We start from the raw sequence: 23,245 nt of genomic DNA, 5'->3' as shown, positions 1-23,245 counted from the left end.
GCTACCATGGCCCTCCCTTTTTTTGTTGCCAGCCACCATGCACTGTCCCTTCTGCGGTGCCAACGACACCAAGGTCATCGACTCGCGTCTGGTCGCCGAGGGCGAACAGGTGCGCCGCCGGCGTGAATGCCTGGCCTGCGGCGAACGTTTCACGACGTTCGAGACGGCCGAACTGGTGTTGCCGCGCCTGATCAAAACCGACGGCAGCCGCCAACCGTTCGACGAAGAAAAACTCCGCGCCGGCATGCAACGCGCCCTGGAGAAACGTCCGGTGAGCGTCGAGCGCCTCGAATCCTCGCTGGTCCATATCAAGCACAAGCTGCGCGCCACCGGCGAGCGCGAGGTCAAGTCCCTCGTGGTCGGCGAACTGGTGATGGCCGAGCTGCAAAAGCTCGATGAAGTCGCCTACATCCGTTTCGCTTCCGTGTACCGCCGCTTCCAGGACCTCAACGAATTCCGCGAAGAGATCGACCGCCTCGCCCGCGAACCGGTGAAAGAATGACCACTGCCGCCGAGCAGGCCATCCTCGACGCTCACTTCATGGCCCGGGCCCTGGAGTTGGCGCGCAAGGGGCATTACACGACTCACCCCAATCCACGGGTCGGCTGCGTGATCGTGCGCGACGGGCAAATTGTCGGCGAAGGCTGGCATGAGCGGGCCGGCGAACCCCACGCCGAAGTCCACGCCCTGCGCGCCGCCGGTGAACGGGCCCGGGGCGCCACGGCTTACGTGACCCTCGAACCTTGCAGCCACCACGGCCGTACGCCGCCGTGCGCCGATGCGCTGGTGAATGCCGGTGTTGGCCGGGTGGTCGCGGCGATGCGTGATCCCAATCCTCAAGTCGCCGGACGCGGTCTGCAGCGCTTGACCGATGCCGGCATCGCCACCGAAAGCGGCGTGCTGGAAGCTGAGGCGCGCAAGCTCAATCAAGGTTTTCTGAAGCGCATGGAACACGGCTTGCCGTTCGTGCGGGTCAAGTTGGCCATGAGCCTCGACGGTCGTACGGCGATGGAAAGCGGCGAGAGCCAATGGATCACCGGCCCTGCCGCGCGTTCGGCGGTGCAGCGTCTGCGCGCCCAGGCCAGCGTGGTGCTGACCGGCGCCGACACGGTGCTGGCCGATGGCGCACGCCTGACCGTTCGCGGCGATGAGCTGGGGCTGGATGCCGAACAAACCGCACTGGCCCTGAGCCGCCCGCCGCTGCGGGTATTGATCGACGGGCGTCTGCGGGTGCCGCTGGATGCGCCGTTCTTCAAGGCCGGCCCGGCGCTGGTCGCCACCTGCGTGGCCATTGAAGAACAGTACGCCCACGGTCCGGAATGCCTGATCGTGCCGGGCGATGACGGTCAGGTCGATCTGCACCAGTTGCTGGTCGAACTCACCAACCGTGGCGTCAACGAAGTGCTGGTCGAGGCCGGCCCGCGACTGGCCGGCGCGTTTGCCCAGCTCGGACTGGTCGACGAGTTTGTGATCTTCATCGCCGGCAAGTTCCTCGGCTCCACGGCGCGTCCGCTTCTGGACTGGCCGCTGGCCTGTATGAAGGATGCGCCGGAGCTGAAAATCACTGAAATTCGCGCGGTTGGCGATGACTGGCGAGTCACTGCCATCCCTGTCCCATCGGCGAGCGTATAATTCCCGGCCATCGCGTTAGCGCTGGCTTCGTTCTCAAGGAGAACCCCATGTTTACCGGCATCATCGAATCCATCGGCAGTATCCGCGCACTGACCCCAAAGGGCGGTGATGTGCGGGTGCATGTCGAAACCGGCAAGCTCGACCTGAGCGACGTCAAACTCGGCGACAGCATCGCGGTCAACGGCGTGTGCCTGACTGCGGTTGAACTGCCGGGCAACGGCTTCGCCGCCGATGTCAGTCGCGAAACCCTCGACTGCACCGCCATGAATGACCTGAAAAGCGGTAGCCCGGTCAACCTGGAAAAAGCCCTGACCCCGACCACCCGTCTCGGCGGTCATCTGGTCAGCGGTCATGTCGACGGTGTCGGCGAAGTGGTTTCGCGCAGTGACAATGCCCGCGCCGTGGAATTTCGCATCCGCGCGCCGAAAGAGCTGGCCAAGTACATCGCCCACAAAGGCTCGATCACCGTCGACGGCACCAGCCTGACGGTGAACGCGGTCGATGGCGCCGAGTTCCTGCTGACGATCATCCCGCACACCCTGAGCGAAACCATCATGGCGTCCTACAAGCCAGGTCGCCGGGTGAACCTGGAAGTCGACCTGCTGGCGCGTTATCTGGAGCGTCTGCTTCTGGGCGACAGGGCCGCTGAGCCTGACTCTTCACAAAAGCTTGGCGGTGGCATCACTGAAAGCTTTCTGGCCGCCAACGGCTACCTCAAATCCTGACTGAAGGGGGTGCCTTGTGGCGCTCAATAGCATCGAAGAACTGGTTGAAGACATCCGCCAAGGCAAGATGGTCATCCTCATGGATGACGAAGACCGCGAGAACGAAGGCGACCTGATCATGGCCGCCGAATGCTGCAAGGCCGAGCACATCAACTTCATGGCCAAATACGCCCGTGGCCTGATCTGCATGCCGATGAGCCGCGAGCGCTGCGAAACCCTGAAGCTGCCGCTGATGGCGCCACGCAACGGTTCCGGTTTCGGCACCAAGTTCACCGTTTCGATCGAAGCGGCCGAAGGCGTGACCACCGGCATTTCCGCCGCTGACCGTGCGCGCACCGTGCAAGCGGCCGCCGCGAAAGACGCCAAGGCCGAAGACATCGTCAGCCCGGGCCACATTTTTCCGCTGATGGCCCAGGCCGGTGGCACCCTGGCGCGCGCCGGCCACACCGAAGCCGCCTGCGACCTGGCGCGCATGGCCGGTTTTGAGCCGAGCGGCGTGATCTGCGAAGTGATGAACGATGACGGCACCATGTCCCGTCGCGCCGAGCTGGAAGCCTTCGCCGCGGAACACAACATCAAGATCGGCACCATCGCCGACCTGATTCACTACCGGATGATCCACGAACGTACCGTTCAGCGGATTGCCGAGCAGCCGCTGGACAGCGAACTGGGCCAATTCAACCTGGTGACCTATCGTGATTCCGTGGAAGGCGACGTGCACATGGCACTGACCCTGGGCACCGTTTGCGCCGAAGAGCCGACCCTGGTTCGCGTGCACAACATGGACCCGCTGCGCGACCTGCTGATGGTCAAGCAACCGGGCCGCTGGAGTCTGCGCGCCGCCATGGCTGCGGTTGCCGAGGCCGGCAGCGGTGTGGTGCTGTTGCTCGGTCATCCACTGGATGGCGACGTGTTGCTGGCGCACATCCGCGAAACCGGCGATCAGGCCGCACCGAAAAAACCGACCACCTACAGCATTGTCGGTGCCGGTTCGCAGATCCTGCGTGACCTCGGTGTGCGCAAAATGCGTTTGATGAGCGCGCCAATGAAATTTAATGCGATATCCGGTTTCGATCTGGAAGTTGTAGAATACGTGCCCTCCGAATAATGACCGGTTGTTTCCGGCCCTGTATTCGCGGCAAATAAATCACTGAGGGACGCGAAACAGACGCGTCCCGGCTCTTTAAGAGATCTGACGAATGACCCTGAAGACCATCGAAGGTACCTTCATCGCCCCTAAAGGCCGCTACGCTTTGGTAGTGGGCCGCTTCAACAGCTTCGTGGTTGAAAGCCTGGTCAGCGGTGCAGTTGATGCCCTGGTTCGCCACGGCGTGAGCGAAAGCGACATCACCATCATCCGCGCACCTGGCGCCTTCGAAATCCCGCTGGTTGCGCAGAAAGTCGCCCAGAAAGGCGAGTTCGCAGCAATCATCGCCCTGGGCGCGGTCATTCGTGGCGGTACTCCGCACTTCGAATACGTGGCGGGCGAGTGCACCAAGGGTCTGGCCCAGGTGTCCATGGAATTCGGCGTACCGGTCGCTTTCGGCGTCCTGACCGTTGATTCCATCGAGCAAGCCATCGAACGTTCCGGCACCAAGGCCGGCAACAAAGGTGCTGAAGCTGCCCTGTCCGCTCTGGAAATGGTCAGCCTGCTGGCGCAGTTGGAGGCCAAGTGATTAGCGACGAAAGCGATCGTTTCAACCCGCGCGATCCGAAACCTGCGGATGCCGGCAAGCCATCGAAGAGCGCCAAGCGCCGCGAAGCCCGTCAGCTCGCGACCCAGGCCCTGTATCAATGGCACATGGCTCGGCAATCGTTGAACGAGATCGAAGCGCAGTTCCGGGTCGATAACGATTTCACCGATGTCGACGGTGCTTACTTCCGCGAAATCCTCCACGGGGTTCCGCAGTTCAAGACTGAAATCGACACCGCGCTCACGCCTTGCCTGGACCTGGCGATCGAAGAGCTGGACCCGGTTGAACTGGCGGTTCTGCGCCTGTCCACCTGGGAACTGCTCAAGCGCGTCGACGTGCCGTACCGCGTTGTGATCAACGAAGGTATCGAGCTGGCCAAGGTGTTCGGTTCGACCGACGGCCACAAGTTCGTCAACGGCGTGCTCGACAAGCTGGCTCCGCGCCTGCGTGAAGCTGAAGTGAAGGCGTTCAAGCGCTGATCCGCGCTTGAATACTTTTTCTCAGCCATGGGCGAGTTTGAGCTGATCCGCAATTTCTTCGCCGCCGCGCCTTGTGCGCAGGGCGGCGAAGGCGTTGCACTGGGGATCGGTGACGACTGCGCCTTGCTGGCGGTCCCTTCCGGGGAACAGCTGGCGGTTTCCACCGATACGCTGGTGGCCGGCGTGCATTTCGCCGATCCCTGCGATCCGTTTCTGCTCGGTCAGCGCTCGCTGGCCGTGGCGGTCAGCGACCTCGCTGCCATGGGCGCCACGCCCGTCGCCTTTACCCTTGCCCTGACCTTGCCGACGGTGACCGCCGATTGGCTGCAAGCCTATGCCCGCGGTTTGAACCGCATGGCGCAGGACTGCGGCGTGGCACTGGTCGGCGGCGACACGACCCGCGGGCCGTTGAGCCTGACCGTCACCGTGTTCGGTCGCGTCCCGGTCGGTAAAGCGCTGACCCGCAGCGGCGCGCAGCCGGGCGATCTGCTGTGTGTCGGCGGTGAGTTGGGCAATGCCGCCGGGGCCTTGCCGCTGGTGCTGGGTCAGCGTGACGCCGAGCCTCACATTGCCCAGCCGCTGCTTGATCATTACTGGTCGCCGCAACCGCAACTCGCTCTCGGTCAGGCCCTGCGTGGCAAGGCCACTTCGGCGCTGGACATCTCCGATGGGCTGCTCGCCGATTGCGGTCACATCGCATTGGCCTCGAAGGTCCGCCTCGAAGTCGAGCGCGAGCGCGTTCCGTTGTCGGAGGCGCTGGTGGCGTTTCTCGGTCAGCGCGGCGCCGAACGTGCGGCGTTGAGCGGTGGCGATGACTACGTGCTGGCCTTCACCCTGCCGGCCGTCGAGTGGCCGGCGCTGCTCGCCGATGGCTGGTCGATCCATGTGATCGGCCGCGTGACGCAAGGGCAGGGCGTAGTGTTGCTGGATCGCGACGGGCACGACATCACCCCGCAAATCCGGGGTTATCAACATTTTCAGGAGTCACCGTGACAGATCACCCGAAACAGGTTCCGGCCGAATTCGTTCCGCCGTCGGTCTGGCGCAATCCCTGGCATTTCCTCGCGTTCGGCTTTGGCTCGGGCACCTTGCCCAAGGCGCCGGGCACTTGGGGCTCGTTAGTTGCGCTACCCTTTATCCCGTTGTGGCAGATGCTGCCGGACTGGGGTTACTGGCTGATGCTCGGGATCACCATGTTGTTCGGCTTCTGGCTGTGCGGCAAAGTGGCCGACGATCTGCGGGTGCACGACCACGAGGGCATCGTCTGGGACGAAATGGTCGGGATGTGGATCACCCTGTGGCTGGTGCCGGAAGGCTGGTACTGGTTGCTCGCCGGGTTCCTGGTGTTCCGCTTCTTCGACATTCTCAAACCGTGGCCGATCCGCTGGATCGACCGGCATGTTCACGGCGGCGTCGGCATCATGCTCGACGACGTGCTGGCCGGCGTGTTTGCCTGGCTGGCGATGCAGGGACTGGTGTGGATTTTCGCCTGATTTCCGGGCGTGGAGGAGGGACGCAGGGATGACTCGACGCTGGTTGGCGATAGTGGTTTTGACCTTGCTTGGTGCCGTGGCCCAGGCACAGGACGCATCGCCGTCGGTCATTCACCTGGCCAGCGAAGACTGGGAAGACTACACCGCCGCCGACGGCCATGGCCTGGCCTGGGATGTGTTGCGCAAAGTGTTCGAGCCGGCCGGCGTGACCCTGGATATTCGCACCGTGCCCTACACTCGTTCGGTGGGGCTGGTACAACTGAAGGAAGTCGATGCACTGGTCGGTTCCTATCGCGGCGAAGCCGAGCAGGTGCTGTACCCGAAATGGAATTTCGATTCCGACCACATCTACGCGCTCGGCCTGGCCAGCAATCCTTCGCCGACCCAGGCGACCCTGGGCAAGTACCGACTGGCCTGGGTGCGCGGCTATCGCTACGAAACCTATCTGCCGAACGTCAAACGATTCAACCAGATCGAGCGCCGCACCGGGATCCTGTCGATGCTCAAGCAGGGGCGGGCGGATTACTACATCGATGCGCTGACGGAAATCGAAGCGGTGCTGCGAAACGCCGCCGATCCTTCGCCGTACCGTTATTCGCATCTGGCAGAGTTGCCGCTGTACCTCGGCTTCGCCGACACCCCGCAAGGCCGGGCGCTGATGTCGATCTACGACCAGCGCATGGAGCAACTGGTGAAAAGCGGCGAGTTGAAGCCGATCTTCGAGCGCTGGAAGCAGCCGTATCCGTTCGAGTAAAGGCGATAGCGACGAGCCTGTCATCAAACTTTTTGATAGTTATCCCCGATAATTCAGCCTAAGCGCCTGTAGGAACCTGCTGTTACAATGCCGCCCAGCGAATCTCGGACTTTTCAGATCAGGAGCACACCGGTGCCTGTCGTTTTTGTCGCCGCTTCCAAGCTGCCAACGCCTTTTGCGCAATTCACCATGCACGGTTTTCTCGATGAAGCCACCGGCCGCGAGCACGTCGTGCTGAGCCTGGGCGAGATTGCCGACGGTGCCCCGGTACTCGGCCGTCTGCACTCCGAATGCCTGACCGGCGATGCCTTGTTCAGCCAGCGTTGCGACTGCGGCTCGCAACTGGAAGGCGCCCTCAAGGCCATCGCTCGCGAAGGCCGTGGTGTGCTGCTGTACCTGCGTCAGGAAGGGCGCGGCATCGGTCTTTTGAACAAGATCCGTGCCTACGAATTGCAGGACGGCGGCGCCGATACCGTTGAAGCCAACGAGCGTCTGGGCTTTGCCGCCGACCAGCGTGACTACGCCATGTGCCTGCCGATGCTCGAGCATCTGGGCGTCAAATCCCTGCGCCTGATGACCAATAACCCGCGCAAGGTCAAAGCCTTGACCGACATGGGCATTGTCGTCGCCGAGCGCGTGCCGCTGCACACCGGCCACAACCCGCACAACAAACTCTATCTGGCGACCAAGGCCAGCAAGCTCGACCACATGATGGGTAACGAGCATCAGGGCGAGGTAGACCGGGCGTGACCCGCGGGCAAGTGCGGCGCCGTCTGTCGATCGCCTGGTGGAAATACCTGGCGCTGGCGCTGGTGCCGCTGTTCGTGATCAACGCTGTGTTCGGCCAGGGCGAGGCAATTCTGCCGGTGCTGGCGATGCCTTTCTTTATCGCTGGCGTGGCCTCGATGTTTGTCAGCCTGAAGTTTTTCGGGCGCTACAAACATGCGCTGATCGCCACGCAAAAAGCCCTCGATACCCCTGAAGAGCCCGCTGCCTGGATCGCCCTGGCGGCCTGCCTTCGCAGTGCATTCGTGGTCGCGGCACTGCCGGCATGGATTGGTGCGCTGGCGGTGTTCGTCGGCCTTGAAGCGGTGCCGCTGATGTTGCTGGCGCTGTCCACGGCGGTGCTGTTCTACCTCTACCGTATCCCGCGTCAACTCGCCTGATGCGTCGTCTCTGGCTGGCGGTTCTGCTGCTGGCCGTCAGCGCTGAGGCGCTGGCCGCTCTGCGGGTGGTCAGCCTCGCGCCATCCCTGTCTGAAATCGTTGTCGAACTGGATTCGGCCGATCTGCTGGTCGGCGTGCTGGATGCCGGTGAGCGGCCATCCGCGATCAAGGACGTGCCTTCGGTGGGCCGTTATGGCCAGCTCGACATGGAACGGCTGCTGAGCCTCAAACCTGACTTGTTGCTGTTGTGGCCTGGCAGTGTCGGTCCGGCTCAACGCGATCAGCTCAAGCGCCTGAACATCCCGACTTTTGTTGCCGAGCCCCACAGTCTCGAGCAACTGACCGCGCAGATTGAAGCCATCGCGACACAGCTGGGTCGCCCGGAGCGTGGGGTTGAACGGGCCGCCGAGCTACGGCGCAACCTCGATGAGCTGCGCCAGCGCTACCGGCGGGAAGCGCCGCTGCGGGCGTTCTACCAGGTCTGGGACAAGCCGCTGTACACCGTCGGTGGCGGACAGATCATCAGCGATGCGCTTGAAGTGTGCGGCGCACGCAATGTGTTTGCCGACCTGAGGCTGCCGGCGCCGCAGGTGAGCATCGAAGCGGTTTTACAGCGTGATCCCGAAGTGATTCTGGCTGGCGATCAGCCGCAACTGGATGCGTGGAACGCCTGGCCACAGGTGACAGCGGTCAAGCACGGGCAGTTGCTGCTGGTCACCGACAAAGGTCTGGAGCGCCCGAGCGGGCAGATGATCGAAGCCACCGCCAAGCTCTGCAAGTTGATCGCGCCAGACCGCTGAGACCGAGGTGAATTCTTCGCGAGCAAGCCCGCTCCCACATTTGGAATGCGTTTCCCCTGTGGGAGCGGGCTTGCTCGCGAAGAGGTCAGTCAATGCAGCGCAAATTCTGGATCAGAGTAGCGGTGTCCAGGTCACGCCGAACATGAACGCCCGACCTTCCTCGCGATAGCCATACTGACTGCCGTCATGGCTGTACAGCGCCCGGCTGTAACCCTTGTCCAGCAGGTTGTCGACCTTGAAATCCAGCTTGATCTCGCGGTTCAGCGCCCAGTTGCTGCGCAGTCCGAGCAGCGCATAACCGCCCAGTGGTTGCTGATTGTTCAGGTCGTCGTAGCTACTGCTGACGGCCTGCCAACTGGCGCCGAGGCCAAGGCGATCAAACTGTCGATCCAGATCCCAGCTCAAGGTGCGACGGGCACGACGTGCCAGGGTGTGGCCGGTGTCGCGGTCGCGGGGATCGATGATCGCCACGCCGAGGTTGCTCTGCCAGCCGAACAGCTCCTGTTTCAGCGCTGCTTCGAAGCCGTTGATTCGCGCCGAGGCGACGTTTTCCGGGCGTGAGTTGCTGCCGAAGATGATCGCGTCTTCCAGATCGGTCCGATACAACGAGGCCTCGAGGCGAGTGCTGTCGCTCAACTGGCTGCGCCATTGCAGCTCGTAGCTTTTCGAGGTTTCCGGTTTCAGGTCGGGGTTGCTGAAATCCGGGTAATACAGATCGTTGAAGGTCGGCGCGCGAAAGCCTTCGCTGTAGCTGAGCAGCAGATCGTTGTCCGGGTTGACCGGCAACGTCAATGTGCCGCTCCAGCTGTTCTGGCCGCCGAACTGCTGATTGTCATCGCGACGCAGGCCGAGTTCGGTGGAGAAGCTGTCGGCCTGGAAGCGATGCTGTATGAACGCGGCGCGGTTCCAGCGGCTGTCTTCGTCGAACGCGGTGCTGCTGTTGATCCGGTCTTCGTACCAGTCGCCGCCAAGGATCAGGCTGTTGCGCGCATCGAGGGTCAGGTCGTTCTGCCAGGTCACCGAGTCGCGGTAGGTGTTGAATACCGAGCGTTCGTCGCTGAGTTTGTCGAAGGACTTCTCGCGGTTTTCGCTGTGGCCGAGTTCCAAGCGCGACTTCCAGCGCTCGTTGAGCCGAGCGTCGATGTAGCTGCTGAAACTGCTGACGGTGAAATCGCTGTAGGGCTGCTGCTGGAGGGAGTCGAAAGTCACCGGGTCGAAGCGGCCGAACGGGTTGTCGAACTCGCTTTTGCCCCGGTTATCCAGCAGGTTGGCGCCGACTTCGATGTCATCGGTCAGCGCATGGCTGAGGCTCAGGCTGATGGATTTGTTGCGATAGGCGTCGTGGTCGCTGTCGCTGGGATACGACGCGTGGGTGCGGTCGATCCCGGCGGTTTCATCGAGACTGGCGCCGAGGTTGAAGCGGGTTTTTTCATCGCCACCGGACAGACCGACACTGCGCTCCCAGGTCTGGTGGCTGCCGAAGCCCACATGCATCCGCGGCTGCAAGCCCTGTTCGCCGCCGCGCCGGGTGAAGATCTGAATCACCCCGCCAATCGCATCGCTGCCGTAGATCACCGAGCGCGAACCGCGCAGCACTTCGACCCGCTCGATCTGTTCGATGTTGAGGTGTTGCAGGTTGCTGTCGCCGGACGTCGAGTTGCCGATGCGCTGGCCGTCGACCAGCACCAGGCTTTGCGCCGATTGCGTGCCGCGAATGTAGACCCCTGGCAGGCTGCCGCGTCCGCCGGTCTGCGCGACTTGCACGCCTGGCACCCGCTGCAGCAGATCGGTGACGCTACGGGGTTGCAGGCGCTCGATGTCTTCGCGGGTGAAAACCGTATTGGCAGCGCTACTGTCGTTGCGCGCTTCGACCTGGCGGTTGGCGCTGATCAGCACGTCCGGCAGCTTCAGGGCCTGGTCGCGTTCGAAGGTGTCGGCGAGGGCGTTGGCGGTTGGCAGCAGCAGGAAGGGCAGGGCGAGACGCGAGAGGTTCATCGGAGTCCGTTGGCACTTGAAGTGTTCACAAATCAAATGTGGGAGCGGGCTTGCTCGCGAAGGCGGAGTGTCAGTCAACTCATCATCGACTGATCCGACGCTTTCGCGAGCAAGCCCGCTCCCACATGGGGTTTTGCGTGTATCCAGCGAGCTAGCGGTTAAGCAGTTCCAGGCGCTCACGCACCGCCGCTTCGATCCCCACTTCATCCAGCCCGCATTCGGCCAGCATCTGCGCCGGTTTGGCGTGCTCGACATAAACGTCCGGCAAGCCCAGGTGCAGCACCGACTTGAGGATGTTCTCGCGGGCGAGGAATTCACTGACCGCGCCACCGGCGCCGCCCATGATCGCGTTTTCTTCGATGGTCACCAGCAGATCGTGGCTGTTGGCAATCTCGCGCACCAGCGCTTCGTCCATCGGCTTGACGAAACGCATGTCGACCACGGTCGCGTCCAGCGTCTCGGCCACTTTCAGGGCTTCGGCCATTTGCACGCCGAACACCAGCAAGGCGACCTTGCTGCCTTGGCGACGCACCACACCCTTGCCGATCTCGATCGGTTCGAGGTCTTTTTCGATGGTCGCGTTCGGGCCGGTGCCGCGCGGGTAACGCACCGCCGCCGGGCCGTTGTACAGGTGGCCGGTGGTGAGCATCTTGCGCAGTTCGTTTTCGTCGCTCGGGGTCATGATGACCATGCCCGGGATGCAGCGCAGGAATGACAGGTCGAAGCTGCCGGCGTGGGTCGGGCCGTCTTCGCCCACCAGACCGGCGCGGTCGATGGCGAACAGCACATCGAGGTTCTGCACCGCGACGTCATGCACCAACTGGTCGTAACCGCGTTGCAGGAACGTCGAGTAGATCGCCACTACCGGTTTCGCGCCTTCGCAAGCCATGCCGGCGGCGAGGGTCACGGCGTGTTGCTCGGCGATCGCCACGTCGAAGTAGCGCAGCGGGAAACGCTCGCTGAACGCCACCAGATCCGAGCCTTCCTTCATCGCCGGGGTGATGCCCACCAAGCGCGGGTCGGCAGCGGCCATGTCGCACAGCCATTCACCGAACACGCCGGAATACTTCGGCCCGCCGGCCTTTTTCGGCGCAGCGGCCGGGGCGTCCAGCGGTTCGAGTTTGGTGATGGCGTGGTAACCGATCGGGTCGACTTCCGCCGGGGCGAAGCCTTTGCCTTTCTTGGTGACGATGTGCAGGAACTGCGGGCCTTTCAGATCGCGCATGTTGCGCAGGGTGGCGATCAGGGTCGGCAGGTCGTGGCCATCGATCGGGCCGATGTAGTTCCAGCCCAGTTCTTCGAACAGGGTGCCGGGGACCAGCATGCCTTTTGCGTATTCTTCGGTGCGGCGGGCGATTTCCCAGGCGCCGGGCAGGCGCGACAGCACTTTCTTGCTGCCCTCACGCATGCTCGCGTAAGTGCGGCTGGAAAGGATCTTCGCCAGATAGTTCGACAGCCCGCCGACGTTGCGCGAGATCGACATGTCGTTGTCGTTGAGGATCACCAGCATGTTGGCGTCGACTTCCGGCGCATGGTTCAGCGCCTCGAACGCCATGCCGGCGGTCAGTGCACCGTCGCCGATCACCGCAATCGCCTTGCGATCACTGTTCTGCAGGCGGGCGGCGATGGCCATGCCCAGCGCGGCACTGATCGAGGTGCTGGAGTGGCCGACACCAAAGGTGTCGTACTCGCTCTCGGAGCGGCGCGGGAAGGCGGCGATGCCGTCCTTCTGGCGCAAAGACTCCATGCGCTCGCGACGACCGGTGAGGATCTTGTGCGGATAGGCCTGATGACCGACGTCCCACACCAGCCGGTCGTCCGGGGTGTCGAAGACGTAATGCAACGCGATGGTCAGCTCGATGACGCCCAGGCCGGCACCGAAATGCCCACCGGTCTGGCCGACCGTGTAGAGCAATTCCAGGCGCAACTCATCAGCCAGGGTTTCCAGCTCGGCTTCGCCTAACCGGCGCAGGCCGTCCGGCGTGTTCGCGCGGTCGAGCAGGGGCGTGGTCGGGCGCTTGCGGGGAATCTCATGAAACGTCGTGGGCATCAGGCGAATCGTTATAGGTATAAAAGATGCGGCAGTTTACCTGATGCATCGCCCCCTGCCCACGCGTTGGTCTTTTTTGGCAGATAAGCCTTCAGTTGCGCCGGTCGACGATATACCGGGCCAGATCGCGCAACGGCTCGGCAGCCGCGTCAAACGGTCGCAGCGCGTGCAGGGCCTGATCGCGCAGTTCCAGCGCGTAAGCCTTGGCCGCGTCGAGGCCGAGCAGGGCCGGGTAAGTTGGCTTGTCACGGGCAATGTCGGCGCCCTGGCGTTTGCCGAGGGTTTCGGTATCGCTTTCGACGTCGAGAATGTCGTCCTGGACCTGGAATGCCAGCCCGATGGCCTGTGCATAAGTCTGCAGGGACTTCAGTTCATCCTTCTCGGCACGGCCGCTGGCCAGGGCGCCGAGCTTGACGCTGACTTCGATCAGCGCGCCGGTCTTGTGCCGGTGCATCTGTTCCAGCGCTTTCTGATCAAGCTTGAGGCCGACCGAACCGAGGTCGATGGCCTGACCGCCGACCATGCCGGCCGGGCCTGCCGCGTGCGCCAGCGCTGTGACCTGTTGCAGGCGGATGTCCGCGCTCAGGTCGCTCAGGCGCGGGTCGAGCAGGGCGCTGAACGCCAGGCTCTGCAAGCCGTCGCCGGCCAGGATCGCGCAAGCTTCGTCAAATTTCTTGTGAGTGGTCGGCTGGCCGCGACGCAGATCGTCGTCGTCCATCGCCGGCAAATCGTCGTGTACCAGCGAATACGCGTGGATCAGCTCAACCGCACACGCCGCGCCGTTGGCCTGTTCGGCCTTGCCGCCGAGGGCTTCGCACGCCGCGTACGCCAGCAGCGGACGCACGCGTTTGCCGCCGTTCATCACGCTATAGCGCATGGCTTCATAAAGGCGCGCCAGTTCTGGCAGCGGGGCGTTGAACAGGGTTTCCAGTGCCGCGTTAACCCGCGCCTGGCTGGTGGCCGAATACGCTGCAATCATTCTGGCTGATCCGCGTCGAAGGGTTCCTCGGCGAGTTCGCCATCGCGCTCCAGCAACACCTGGACCTTCTGCTCGGCCTGGGCCAGCGCCGCCTGGCAGTCACGGGTCAGGCCGATGCCTTGCTCGAAAGCGGTCAGCGAGTCTTCCAGCGACAATTCACCGTTCTCCAGACGCTCCACCAGCGTTTGCAGGTCGGCGAGGGACTGTTCGAAATCCAGTGCAGCTTTTTTGCGGGCCATGGCGGCTAATTCCGGTTGACGTTAAACCGGCGCGACACTAGCAGATAGGGGGGGTATGGGCAAATGAGCGGGGGTTGCATCACCCTGCGGATTTGCCTGGAAAACTGATCTGATAGCGCGTGCTGCGCCCACCGCCGGGCAGGCGTTCGAGACAACCCTTTTCCAGCAGATCCACCAGATGTCGGGTCGCCGTCGCCTTGGAGACTTTTGCCACGGCCTGATACTGCGCCGCACTGATACCGTGCTCGAAACCACGTTCACCTCCGTCGAGCAGGCGATTGAGCACTTTGATCTGCTCCACCGACAGCTCGGATTCGCGGTGCGTTTGCCAGAAGCGCGACTTGCCCACCACGCCTTCAATCCGCGCGATGGCCTGTTGCAGGCTGCGAAGCAGGGTTTGCAGGAACCATGCGAGCCAGTCGGTGATGTCCAGCGTGGCTTTCTGGCTGGATTCGAGAATCCGGTAATAGCCCGCACGGTCGTCGAGAATGCTGGCCGACATCGCATAAAAACGAATCGCCTGCGCTTCGCCCTGGGCCAGTGCCAGATCGGTGAGGGTGCGGGTAAGACGGCCGTTGCCGTCATCGAACGGGTGCAAGGTGACGAACCAGAAGTGCGCGATGCCTGCTCGCAGCAAAGGATCGAGGCCGGCCTGATGCTGACTGGCGTCGAACCATTTGAGAAAACTGTCGAGTTGTCGCTCAAGCCCTTGTCGCGGTGGCGCCTCGAAATGCACGGTCGAGCGGTCGATTCGCCCGGAAACCACCTGCATAGGCTCATCGCCGCGTAATGCACCGACACTGATTGCTCGCGAAAGGAAACCACTCTCCTGTTCTGGAAACAGCCATGAATGCCATTCCAGCAATCGTTCCAGCGTCAGCGGTTCGGCAAAACGTTGAGTGGCATCGAGCATCAGTTGCGCAAGCCCCTCGCTGCGCTTGCTGACTTTGTCACCATCCGGTGATTCCAGCCCCAGGCGTCGAGCCAATGAAGAGCGCACGGATTCAACATTCAACTGCTCCCCCTCGATGGCCGAGGAGGTCACGATGTTCTGCAGCAACGCGTCCAGCTCAGTCTGAGCGCTCAGTGAATTGCCCACTGATCGCGCCATGCCCATCAATTGTCCCTGCGCCTGAACGCATTCGCGCAACAGCGCAGTGAGACGCTCTGCCTGCCAGTTGAAGTCGGGCCAATCGGGCTGCTGCCAGATCCAGTGAGTTGCCATGAAATGCCGTTCCTGAGTGCGTGAGCCGAATAGAAACGCTATTCGGCTCATTTCGTGAGCCGAATATGACGCCTATTCGGCTCATCGTCCACTGAACGCCGTGATTCCCACCGCAAAAGCAGATGTATCCGATTGTTAAAAAACTGCCGAATCGCTAACCTTCGCGCCTTCTACGACCCGACAGTCACGGGTCTTTCAGACGAAACGCAGTTTTCACCGCTGTGAAGTACCGAGGATCGGGTGCAAGGTTTCGTCAGGCATGGCAGGAGGCATCACATGCGTTCACTTCTTTTGCTGCTGATCGGGTTGGCCTGCGCGCCCGCGCTGCTGGCAGCGCCGAGTGCGGAGCTGTCGGAGCCGGTTGGCGGCTGGCGCTATCACGGGCTGCTTGATCGCACGGAAAACCCGCAAGTCGCCTATCCCACGCCGCCGATCGATCGCGGCATCCAGCGCAATCGCACGATGATTCAGGGCCAGCTCAAGGCGATCGGGCATCTGCGTCCGCCCCACAGCCTGGCAGTGAATGGCAATCCACTGAATCTGTACACCGACGACGATGGGCGTTTCGCCCGGCCGTATGCGTTCGGCGCCGGCTCCAACAGCGTCGAAGTGATCAGCGCCGACGGCCAGCCGCTCAAGCGCGTTCAATTCTACGAAGCCAACAATTTGCGCACGCCGGCGCGGATCCGCGTGGTGCTCGGTTGGGACGACCCTAAAGCCGAACTCGACCTGCACGTCATTACGCCTGACGGCCAGCACGCCTTCTGGGCGCGTCCGGCGATGAGCAACGGCGGCGGCCTCGATCCGGACGGTGTCGACGGCCTCGGCCCGGAAATGTTCACCATGACCGCGCCGCTGCACGGTACCTATCTGGTTTACGTCAACTATTGGGGCAACTTCGGTAACGGCGGCTATAACTTCGAGGAGACCAGCAACCAGAACGAGGTGATCACCTCGCAGATCACGCTGGTGCTCAACGAAAACACCGTCGACGAAAAACGCGAAACGTTCATCGTGCCCCTGCGGGCCATCGGTGATCTGCTGCTGGTCAAGACTTTCAACTATTAAGCATCCCGCCACGGATGAACTCGGGTTCTGGAAAGATGAGCGATAACACTGCTGCACCGGCCGCCGTAACACCTGCCGGCAAACCTTCCCGGCGCTGGCCGTTACTGGCGGTCGGGCTGTGCCTTGTCGCCGGCGTGGCGGGCGGGCTCGGCTGGCTGATGCACAAACCCAAGGCGCCACCGGCGGAACTGGCCAGCGACAAGCTCGGCCTGAGCCGCCCGGACGCGCTGCTGGAAACCCGCTCCCTGAGCCAGTTGCCCAAGGACCTGCTGACGGTGCCGTTCCTCAAGGCCACGCTCACCGAGGATTTCGTCTTCTATTACGAAACCCACGCCGACCGCCTCGGGCTGATCGGCAGTCTGCGGCGGATCATCTACGAGCATGACCTGAAGCTGCAGGACAGCTTGATCGAGCAGCTCTTCGATCAACCGGCAGACGTGGCGTTGTGGCGCGGCGCCGATGGTCGCTTGAAGGATTTCCTGCTGGTGATGGATCGCGGCGGGCTGGCCAAAGTGCTGGAGCCGCTGGCGAAAGTCGCGCTGGATGATTCGCAACTGAGCGTGCTCAGCACCCTGAAAGTCGGCGGTGACGAAGTGCCGCTGTATCAGCTGACCTACAACGCCGGCAAATCCCTGCTGTTCGCCTCCCATGGCGACAAACTGGTGGTGCTGTCGAACCCCACCAAATTCTACGACCCGGAAAGTGGTGCTTCCGAGGAGTCCGGCCACGTCTCGCCGCAAGCCCTCGCTGCGCTGCTCAATGGTGAAAAACTGTTCCCCGAAGCGTTCGGGCTCACGGCCAAAACATCTGAAACCAAACAACGTCTGTCGGTCAATTCCAGCGTCCTGGCCATGGGTTACCAGCGCTTCATCCCGAATTTCGCCGGCCTGCGTTTCGACATGGACGACAAGGGCTGGCACAGCTATCTCGCGATGGACGAACTGGAGAACCAGCCGGACTTCGATTTCAAACCGGTCTGGCAAGCCATGCCGCTGGGCGCCAGTGCCTGTGTGACCCTGCCGGTCGCTGCCGAACCGCAGAAACCGTTGCTGGTGAAGCTCGGCGCCGAAGAAGCGGTGGCGCAGAAACTCACCGAGCACGTGGCCGGCGCGGCGGGCCTGTGCTGGTACGCCGATTCGCGGCTGTACACGCCATTGCTGGTGGCCAGCCTGAACGACGAAGACAACGGCAAACTCGACGCGGATATCGGTACGCTGTTCGATTCGATGGTCGGTGCCTACGAAGGCAAGGTCGACGAGCACGCGTTCCCGGTGGTCGAGAAACAGGAAGGCCAGAGCCACCTCTGGCAGCGTCAGGTCAGCTCCAACTTCGGCCCGTATGCGGCAAAGGATGCCGAGAATCCGGACGCGATCACCGGCCGTGCGTTCATGAAAGTCAGCCTGGCGCGCCATGGTTCGACGCTGCTGTTTTCCCTCGACGACAAACTGGTCGACAAGGCCCTCGGCACCCTCGACAAACGCTTCCCGCCGATGGCTGACGTACTGCCGAAAGACGTGCTGATGCCGATCTACTTCGGCCCGGATTCGATGGCGCAACTGATCCGGCAGGAAACCCTCGACAGCCTGCCGCAGGACATGGAGCCGGTGTTCTACAACGCCGCGCAAACCTACCTGATCCCGAAACTGCGCACCCTCGGCGGCATGGGCAAATACGCCCTGACTTTGCCGGAAGGCAGCGAGCCTGACGGGCACTGGCAATGGCTGCCGCTGGAGTGGAAAGCGCTGTGACCAGACTGATTCGCAGCCTCGGCTTGCTGGCGCTTTTGCTCAGCGCCGGCGCCCGAGCCGTTGAGGCGCCGGCCCTCGATCCGCAGCAGTCTCAGGTGTTTCGCGCCTGGTTCGTGCGCATCGCCCAGGAACAATTGAGCAAAGGCCCGAGCCCGCGCTGGTATCAGCAGGATTGCGCCGGCCTGGTGCGGTTTGCCGCCAACGAAGCGCTGAAAGTCCACGACGACAAATGGCTGCGCAGCAATGGCGTGTCCAATCGCTACCTGCCGCCGGAGCTGGACCTGAGCGCCGACCAGCGCAAGCTCGCCCAGCAATGGCAACAGGGCGGCGGCAAGGTCGGGCCCTACGTCAACGCGATCAAACTGATTCAGTTCAACAGCCATCTGATCGGCCGCGACGTGTCCCAGGCGCGCCCCGGCGATCTGATGTTTTTCGATCAGGGCGACGACCAGCACCTGATGATCTGGATGGGCCGCTACATCGCCTATCACACCGGTACGACCACCCCAACCGACAACGGCATGCGTTCGGCAAGCCTGCAGCAACTCATGACATGGAAGGACACCCGATGGATACCCGACGCAGCCAACCCCAACTTCATCGGCGTCTATCGACTGAATTTTCTCTCCCAATGACCGGTGCCCGCATGCTGCGTTTACTGCCTTTTCTGTTGCTGTTGACCCTGCCGTTTTCGGCCGTGAATGCCGAAGACACCGTGGAGCCAAGCGGCTACGCGCCGGTGGCCGGTGAAAGCTTTTTCCTGCTGGCCGACAGCAGTTTCGCCGCCGACGAACAGGCAGTGGTGCGCCTCGAAGCGCCGGGTCGTGACTACCGTCGTTTCCGCATGGAACCGTACGGCGGCGCCGACATCCGCGTGTACAAGATCGACAAGCCGCTGGACTTCCTCAAGCGCCAGAAGAACCTGCACCGCGTGGTCAGCGACGGCCAGTTCAAGGGCGAAGGCCTGTCGAACACCCTGGCGTACCTGTGGGACAACTGGTACCGCAAATCCCGTCGGGTGATGCAGCGTGCCTTCTCTTACGAGTCGCGCCAGCAAGTCACCGAGGAAGTGCCGGAGCTGAAGATGGGCAATGCCATCGCCGCGCCGACGCCGTACGACGCGCAACCGCAGTTCGCCCTGATTCCGGGCCTGCCGGTGGTCAGCCAGTTCCGCTATCCGCTGTGGCAGGCCAAACCGATCCAGCCGCCGACCGACGTCAATCTGGCCGGGTCTTCCAGCGAGTTCGTCAGCGTCGCGCCGGGTAACGTCTACATCCCGTTGGGCAATCTGAAACCGGGTCTGTATCTGGTCGAAGCGTTGATCGGCAAGTACCGCGCGACCACCATGGTGTTCGTTTCCAACACCGTGGCGGTGAGCAAGATTGCCGGTGATGAATTGCTGGTGTGGGCTGCGCGCAAGCACGAAGGCAGCTCGGTGCCGAAGGTGAATGTGCTGTGGACCGACGGCCTCGGCGTGATGAGCAGTGGCGCCACCGATACCGATGGTCTGCTGCGCCTGAAACACGTCAGCCCCGAGCGTTCGTTCGTGATCGGCGAGGACGAAGAGGGCGGCGTATTCGTCTCGGAAAACTTCTATTACGACAGCGAAATCTACGACACCAAACTCTACGCTTTCACCGACCGGCCGCTGTATCGCCCGGGTGATTGGGTGTCGCTGAAAATCGTCGGCCGCGAGTTCAAGAACCCCCGCGACTCGGTGTTGCCCGGCGCAGCGGACGTCAGCGTCAGCGTGCTCGATGCGACCGGTACCGAGTTGCAGCGGCTCGATCTCAAACTCGATTCCAAGGCCGGCACCCAGGGCCGTTTCCAGTTGCCGGACAACGCGGTGGCCGGTGGTTACGAGCTGCGTTTCAACTACAAGGATCAGGCCTACAGCAGCGCGTTCCGGGTGGCGGAGTACATCAAGCCGCACTTCGAAATCTCGCTGAATCTGGCCAAGCAGGATTACCGCACCGGCGAACCGGTGAAGGGCAGCCTGGTGCTGCTGTACCCGGACGGCAAACCGGTGGCCAACGCCAAACTGACCCTGAGCCTGCGCGCCCAGCAACTGTCGATGGTCGACAACGAGCTGCAATACCTCGGGCAATTCCCGGTGGAACTGACCAGCACCGAACTGACCACCGACAGCAAGGGCAATGCGAGCCTCGACCTGCCAGCCGCCGACAAACCGAGCCGCTACATGCTCACCGTATTCGCCAGCGATGGCGCGGCGTATCGGGTCAAGACCACCAAGGAAATCCTCATCGACCGCGGCGCCGCCAGCTTCCGCCTGAGCGCGCCGCAGCGCTTCAGCGCGGTCGGTGACAAGGTCGCGTTCAGCTTCGCCAACGAGGGCGGCAGCCAACAGGCGCAGGCCGTGGTGCCGAGCAGCTACAGCTGGGTGCGTCTCGAAGACCAGACCACCGGCGAAGGCAAACTGGCGGCGAAAGACAAAGGCTTCAGCGTCGCCTTTGATCGTCCGGGCACTTACAACCTTTCGCTGAAAGATCAGCACGGCCGAGTGCTTGGCGCGACTGGTCATTCGGTCACCGGCGACGGCGTGAAGGCTGTGCCGGGTACGGTGGAAATCGTCCTCGACAAACCCGAGTACAAGGCTGGCGACGAAGCGCTGGCGCTGATCACGTTCCCCGAACCAGTCAGCGATGCACTGCTGTCGCTGGAGCGCGACAAGGTCGAAGCCACCGCGCTGTTGGCCAAGGGCGGCGACTGGCTGAAACTGGAAAAACTCAGCGACACCCAATACCGCGCACGCATTCCGGTGAAGGACAATTTCGCGCCGAACCTGACGTTCTCCGTGCTCTACACCAAGGGCGGTCAGTACAGCTTCCAGAACGCCGGGATCAAGGTTGTTGCGCCGCAGATCGACGTGGCGATCAAGACTGACAAAGAGACCTATCAGCCGGGCGATACCGTGACGGTCGACCTGACCACGCAGTTCGCCGGCAAGGCTGTGCCGGCGCACCTGACGGTCAGCGTGGTTGATGAAATGGTCTATGCGTTGCAACCGGAAGTCGCGCCGACCATCGACCAGTTCTTCTACCACCCGCGCCGCAACAACGTGCGCACCAGCGCCAGCCTGTCGTTCATCAGCTACGACGTGGCGTTGCCGGGCAGCCCTGGCGCACCGGGCAAGGCCAACCGCAGCGAGCGCGGGGTGAAAGTGCTGGAGCGGCCGCGTCGCGAAGACGTCGACACCGCTGCGTGGCAGCCGGAATTGCTGACCGACGCCGACGGCAAGACCCGCTTCACCTTCAAGATGCCGGACTCGCTGACCCGCTGGCGCATCACCGCGCGAGCGATTGCCGATGACGGTCAGGTCGGGCAGAAGAAGCAGTTCGTCCGTTCGGAAAAACCGCTGTACCTGAAGTGGAGCGGGCCGAGCAAATTCCGCAAGGGCGATCAGCCGCAACTCGGTGTGTTCGCCTTCAGCCAAGCCGAGAAACCGGTCAAGGCTGAACTGGTGACGCACTACGCCGGCGCCGAACAACGTCTGCCGGTGACCCTCAACAACGGCATCAACTACCTGCCGCTGCCGGCCTTCGCACTGGCCACCGGCGAATGGACCGCCGAACTGGTGCAGGACGGCAAAACCGCCGACGCCCTCGCGGTGCGCCTGACCGCGACCGGCGAAGGCTGGCAAGTGACGCAGACCCAGAGCCTCGACGTGGCCAGCGGTGACACGCCGCTGAGCCTGCCGGCGGACGCCACCGACATTCGCCTGCGTCTGGATGACAGCCCGCAAGCGCTGTTCCGTTCGGCCCTCGATGACCTGCTCAGCTATCCGTACGGCGGCGTCGAGCAGACCGCCAGCCGTTTGCTGCCGCTGAGCATCGCCTATCCGTCGCTGGCGTCGAGCCCGCAGATCCGCGATCGCTTGCGCCTGATCATGCAGAACAGCCGTCTGCGCCTGGTGCAGATGGCCGGGCCGTCGGCGAGCTTCACCTGGTGGGGCTTTGACGGCGAACCGGATGCGTTCCTCACCGCTTACGCCTATTACGCCGACTGGAACGCCAGCCAGGTGCTCGATCTGACCTTGCCGCCGGAGCACTGGCAGCGGGTGCTGGAGGTCTACGCCAAGCAGGCGCCGAATACACCTTTGCTGCAACGGGCGCTGATTCTGTCGTTCGCCAAGCAGATGCATCTGCCGGTCAACACACTGCTCAGCGGTTTGATGGACGATCTGGCCAAGGCCGGGGAAGGCAATGCCGAAACCTTGATGGACGATGGCGAAGACAGTCTGGTGATGGGCGATCCGGATTCGGCGCTCGGTCTGGCGGCGGCGCGGGTCTTGGCCGCATCGCTGGCCACGCAGTCGAAAGTCGCTTTGCCGGATGCGTTCAATCGTCAGTTGGGCGCTGCGCAACAGCGCTTGTCGGTCAGTTCGCAGCCGTTTGCCGAAGCGCTGAACCTGTCGCTGCAATCGTTCGATCAGGCTCGTGCGACAGCGTTGTTGCAACGCCTGTTGCCACAGCAATCGACCCTTGAACGTGCGTTGGCGCTGACCTGGCTGCAACGCAGCATCGCCCAGGCGTCGCCGACCATCGCGCTGGCACCGGGCGAAGGCTGGAAGAAAAACTACGGCGCGACCGGCGAGATGTACTGGACGTGGCAAGGTGCGGCGCCGGTGCCGAGCGTGTTGTCGGTATCGGGCACTCAGGAGCGTCTGTTGCGTGCGGTGCTGAGCTTCCAGACCCAGCAACCGGCGGTCGATCCGATGGCGGTAACCATCACTCGTCGCCTGTCGCGTCTGGTGCCGGGTGATGAAGCGTTCACCTTCAAACTGGAGCCGGTCGGCACTAAACCGCTGTCCAGCGACAGCCTGTATCTGGACGAGGTGATCCTCACCAGCAAAGCACCAAAACCGTTGCGCTACGGCATGCTCGAAGTGCCGTTGCCGCCGGGCGCCGATGTTGAGCGCACCACGTGGGGCATCAAGTTGCAGGGCAAGGACGGCACCGAGCCGACCGCGCTGGAGAAGGCGCGTTTCGAACCGGGCCAACTGGCCTACGCGGTGCCGGTGGATGCGCTGAGCGGTGAATTGCGCCTGCGGCATCTGGTGCGCTTCTCGCAGAAGGGTCAGTTCAACCTGCCGCCGGTGCGCTTCACTCAGGTCTACGCACCGCAGCATCAGGCCCGCGAAGCGAAAGCGGCCCTTGGTCAGGTCACGGTCAACTGAC

General features: G+C 62.9%; 21 protein-coding genes. 16 read left to right on the top strand and 5 right to left on the bottom strand.

The window, feature by feature from the left end; translation table 11 throughout:
• Positions 1 to 37: 37 nt before the first annotated feature.
• The 12 genes from nrdR (at position 38) to K3819_RS25725 (ending at position 8,743) form a co-directional block, all read left to right on the top strand.
• Positions 38 to 502 carry a transcriptional regulator NrdR gene (gene nrdR, locus K3819_RS25780; RefSeq protein ID WP_003228656.1) on the top strand — a complete coding sequence of 155 codons (465 nt, stop codon included), beginning with the start codon at positions 38 to 40 and terminating at the stop codon, positions 500 to 502.
• Entirely contained in the window at positions 499 to 1,632 is a 1,134-nt protein-coding gene (gene ribD / locus K3819_RS25775; protein WP_085613369.1) for a bifunctional diaminohydroxyphosphoribosylaminopyrimidine deaminase/5-amino-6-(5-phosphoribosylamino)uracil reductase RibD, read from the top strand. Before nrdR ends, ribD begins: the two co-directional genes overlap by 4 nt.
• A gap of 47 nt (positions 1,633 to 1,679) precedes the next feature.
• Entirely contained in the window at positions 1,680 to 2,357 is a 678-nt protein-coding gene (locus tag K3819_RS25770) for a riboflavin synthase (RefSeq protein WP_064599735.1), read from the top strand.
• 16 nt (positions 2,358 to 2,373) lie between these two features.
• Positions 2,374 to 3,465: a bifunctional 3,4-dihydroxy-2-butanone-4-phosphate synthase/GTP cyclohydrolase II gene (ribBA, locus tag K3819_RS25765; protein ID WP_039771922.1), complete on the top strand. Its 1,092-nt coding sequence runs from the start codon at positions 2,374 to 2,376 to the stop codon at positions 3,463 to 3,465.
• 91 nt (positions 3,466 to 3,556) lie between these two features.
• Positions 3,557 to 4,033: a 6,7-dimethyl-8-ribityllumazine synthase gene (gene ribE / locus K3819_RS25760; protein ID WP_003228649.1), complete on the top strand. Its 477-nt coding sequence runs from the start codon at positions 3,557 to 3,559 to the stop codon at positions 4,031 to 4,033.
• A complete protein-coding gene (gene nusB, locus K3819_RS25755; RefSeq protein ID WP_024014489.1) occupies positions 4,030 to 4,530 on the top strand; it encodes a transcription antitermination factor NusB in 501 nt (166 codons plus the stop codon). The genes ribE and nusB overlap by 4 nt, the downstream gene beginning before the upstream one ends.
• 27 nt (positions 4,531 to 4,557) lie before the next feature.
• On the top strand, positions 4,558 to 5,523 hold the full coding sequence (gene thiL, locus K3819_RS25750) for a thiamine-phosphate kinase (RefSeq protein WP_221398186.1): 966 nt from the start codon (positions 4,558 to 4,560) through the stop codon (positions 5,521 to 5,523).
• Positions 5,520 to 6,023 carry a phosphatidylglycerophosphatase A gene (locus tag K3819_RS25745; protein ID WP_007910933.1) on the top strand — a complete coding sequence of 168 codons (504 nt, stop codon included), beginning with the start codon at positions 5,520 to 5,522 and terminating at the stop codon, positions 6,021 to 6,023. Before thiL ends, K3819_RS25745 begins: the two co-directional genes overlap by 4 nt.
• A 28-nt stretch (positions 6,024 to 6,051) precedes the next feature.
• Positions 6,052 to 6,777 carry an ABC transporter substrate-binding protein gene (locus tag K3819_RS25740; RefSeq protein ID WP_064599730.1) on the top strand — a complete coding sequence of 242 codons (726 nt, stop codon included), beginning with the start codon at positions 6,052 to 6,054 and terminating at the stop codon, positions 6,775 to 6,777.
• A 132-nt stretch (positions 6,778 to 6,909) separates the two neighbouring features.
• Positions 6,910 to 7,527, top strand: coding sequence for a GTP cyclohydrolase II (gene ribA, locus K3819_RS25735; protein WP_007955551.1), 618 nt, complete (start codon positions 6,910 to 6,912; stop codon positions 7,525 to 7,527).
• Positions 7,524 to 7,943, top strand: a complete 420-nt coding sequence (locus tag K3819_RS25730) for a hypothetical protein (protein ID WP_064382213.1) — start codon at positions 7,524 to 7,526, stop codon at positions 7,941 to 7,943. The genes ribA and K3819_RS25730 overlap by 4 nt, the downstream gene beginning before the upstream one ends.
• A complete protein-coding gene (locus K3819_RS25725; protein ID WP_085613372.1) occupies positions 7,943 to 8,743 on the top strand; it encodes a cobalamin-binding protein in 801 nt (266 codons plus the stop codon). Before K3819_RS25730 ends, K3819_RS25725 begins: the two co-directional genes overlap by 1 nt.
• A gap of 111 nt (positions 8,744 to 8,854) precedes the next feature.
• Here K3819_RS25725 and K3819_RS25720 read toward each other — a convergent pair whose 3' ends face one another.
• The 5 genes from K3819_RS25720 to K3819_RS25700 form a co-directional block, all read right to left on the bottom strand.
• A complete protein-coding gene (locus K3819_RS25720) occupies positions 8,855 to 10,738 on the bottom strand; it encodes a TonB-dependent receptor domain-containing protein (RefSeq protein WP_221398185.1) in 1,884 nt (627 codons plus the stop codon).
• 151 nt (positions 10,739 to 10,889) lie between these two features.
• On the bottom strand, positions 10,890 to 12,788 hold the full coding sequence (gene dxs, locus K3819_RS25715) for a 1-deoxy-D-xylulose-5-phosphate synthase (protein ID WP_221398184.1): 1,899 nt from the start codon (positions 12,786 to 12,788) through the stop codon (positions 10,890 to 10,892).
• Positions 12,789 to 12,879: 91 nt separating this feature from the next.
• On the bottom strand, positions 12,880 to 13,767 hold the full coding sequence (ispA, locus tag K3819_RS25710; protein ID WP_064599720.1) for a (2E,6E)-farnesyl diphosphate synthase: 888 nt from the start codon (positions 13,765 to 13,767) through the stop codon (positions 12,880 to 12,882).
• Positions 13,764 to 14,006 carry an exodeoxyribonuclease VII small subunit gene (locus tag K3819_RS25705; RefSeq protein ID WP_007894317.1) on the bottom strand — a complete coding sequence of 81 codons (243 nt, stop codon included), beginning with the start codon at positions 14,004 to 14,006 and terminating at the stop codon, positions 13,764 to 13,766. Before K3819_RS25705 ends, ispA begins: the two co-directional genes overlap by 4 nt.
• Before the next feature lie 79 nt (positions 14,007 to 14,085).
• Positions 14,086 to 15,231 (bottom strand): Fic family protein, encoded by a 1,146-nt coding sequence (locus K3819_RS25700; protein ID WP_221398183.1) that lies wholly within the window; start codon positions 15,229 to 15,231, stop codon positions 14,086 to 14,088.
• Positions 15,232 to 15,507: 276 nt separating this feature from the next.
• On the opposite strand from K3819_RS25700, the gene K3819_RS25695 reads away from it, so the two are divergent.
• From K3819_RS25695 to K3819_RS25680, 4 genes are read left to right on the top strand one after another with little or no spacing between them, the layout of a single operon-like run.
• On the top strand, positions 15,508 to 16,299 hold the full coding sequence (locus K3819_RS25695; protein WP_221398182.1) for a YfaP family protein: 792 nt from the start codon (positions 15,508 to 15,510) through the stop codon (positions 16,297 to 16,299).
• 35 nt (positions 16,300 to 16,334) lie between these two features.
• A complete protein-coding gene (locus K3819_RS25690; protein ID WP_221398181.1) occupies positions 16,335 to 18,047 on the top strand; it encodes a DUF2138 domain-containing protein in 1,713 nt (570 codons plus the stop codon).
• Entirely contained in the window at positions 18,017 to 18,682 is a 666-nt protein-coding gene (locus K3819_RS25685) for a DUF1175 domain-containing protein (protein WP_085612530.1), read from the top strand. Before K3819_RS25690 ends, K3819_RS25685 begins: the two co-directional genes overlap by 31 nt.
• Positions 18,679 to 23,244, top strand: a complete 4,566-nt coding sequence (locus tag K3819_RS25680) for an alpha-2-macroglobulin (RefSeq protein ID WP_221398180.1) — start codon at positions 18,679 to 18,681, stop codon at positions 23,242 to 23,244. The genes K3819_RS25685 and K3819_RS25680 overlap by 4 nt, the downstream gene beginning before the upstream one ends.
• The last annotated feature ends 1 nt before the right edge of the window (position 23,245 follow it).

The organism is Pseudomonas sp. 3-2, assembly GCF_019710535.1.
GTDB lineage: Bacteria > Pseudomonadota > Gammaproteobacteria > Pseudomonadales > Pseudomonadaceae > Aquipseudomonas > Aquipseudomonas pharyngis.
The sequence above is the reverse complement of the archived record's forward strand: the minus strand, read 5'-3'. Positions and strand labels throughout refer to the sequence as shown.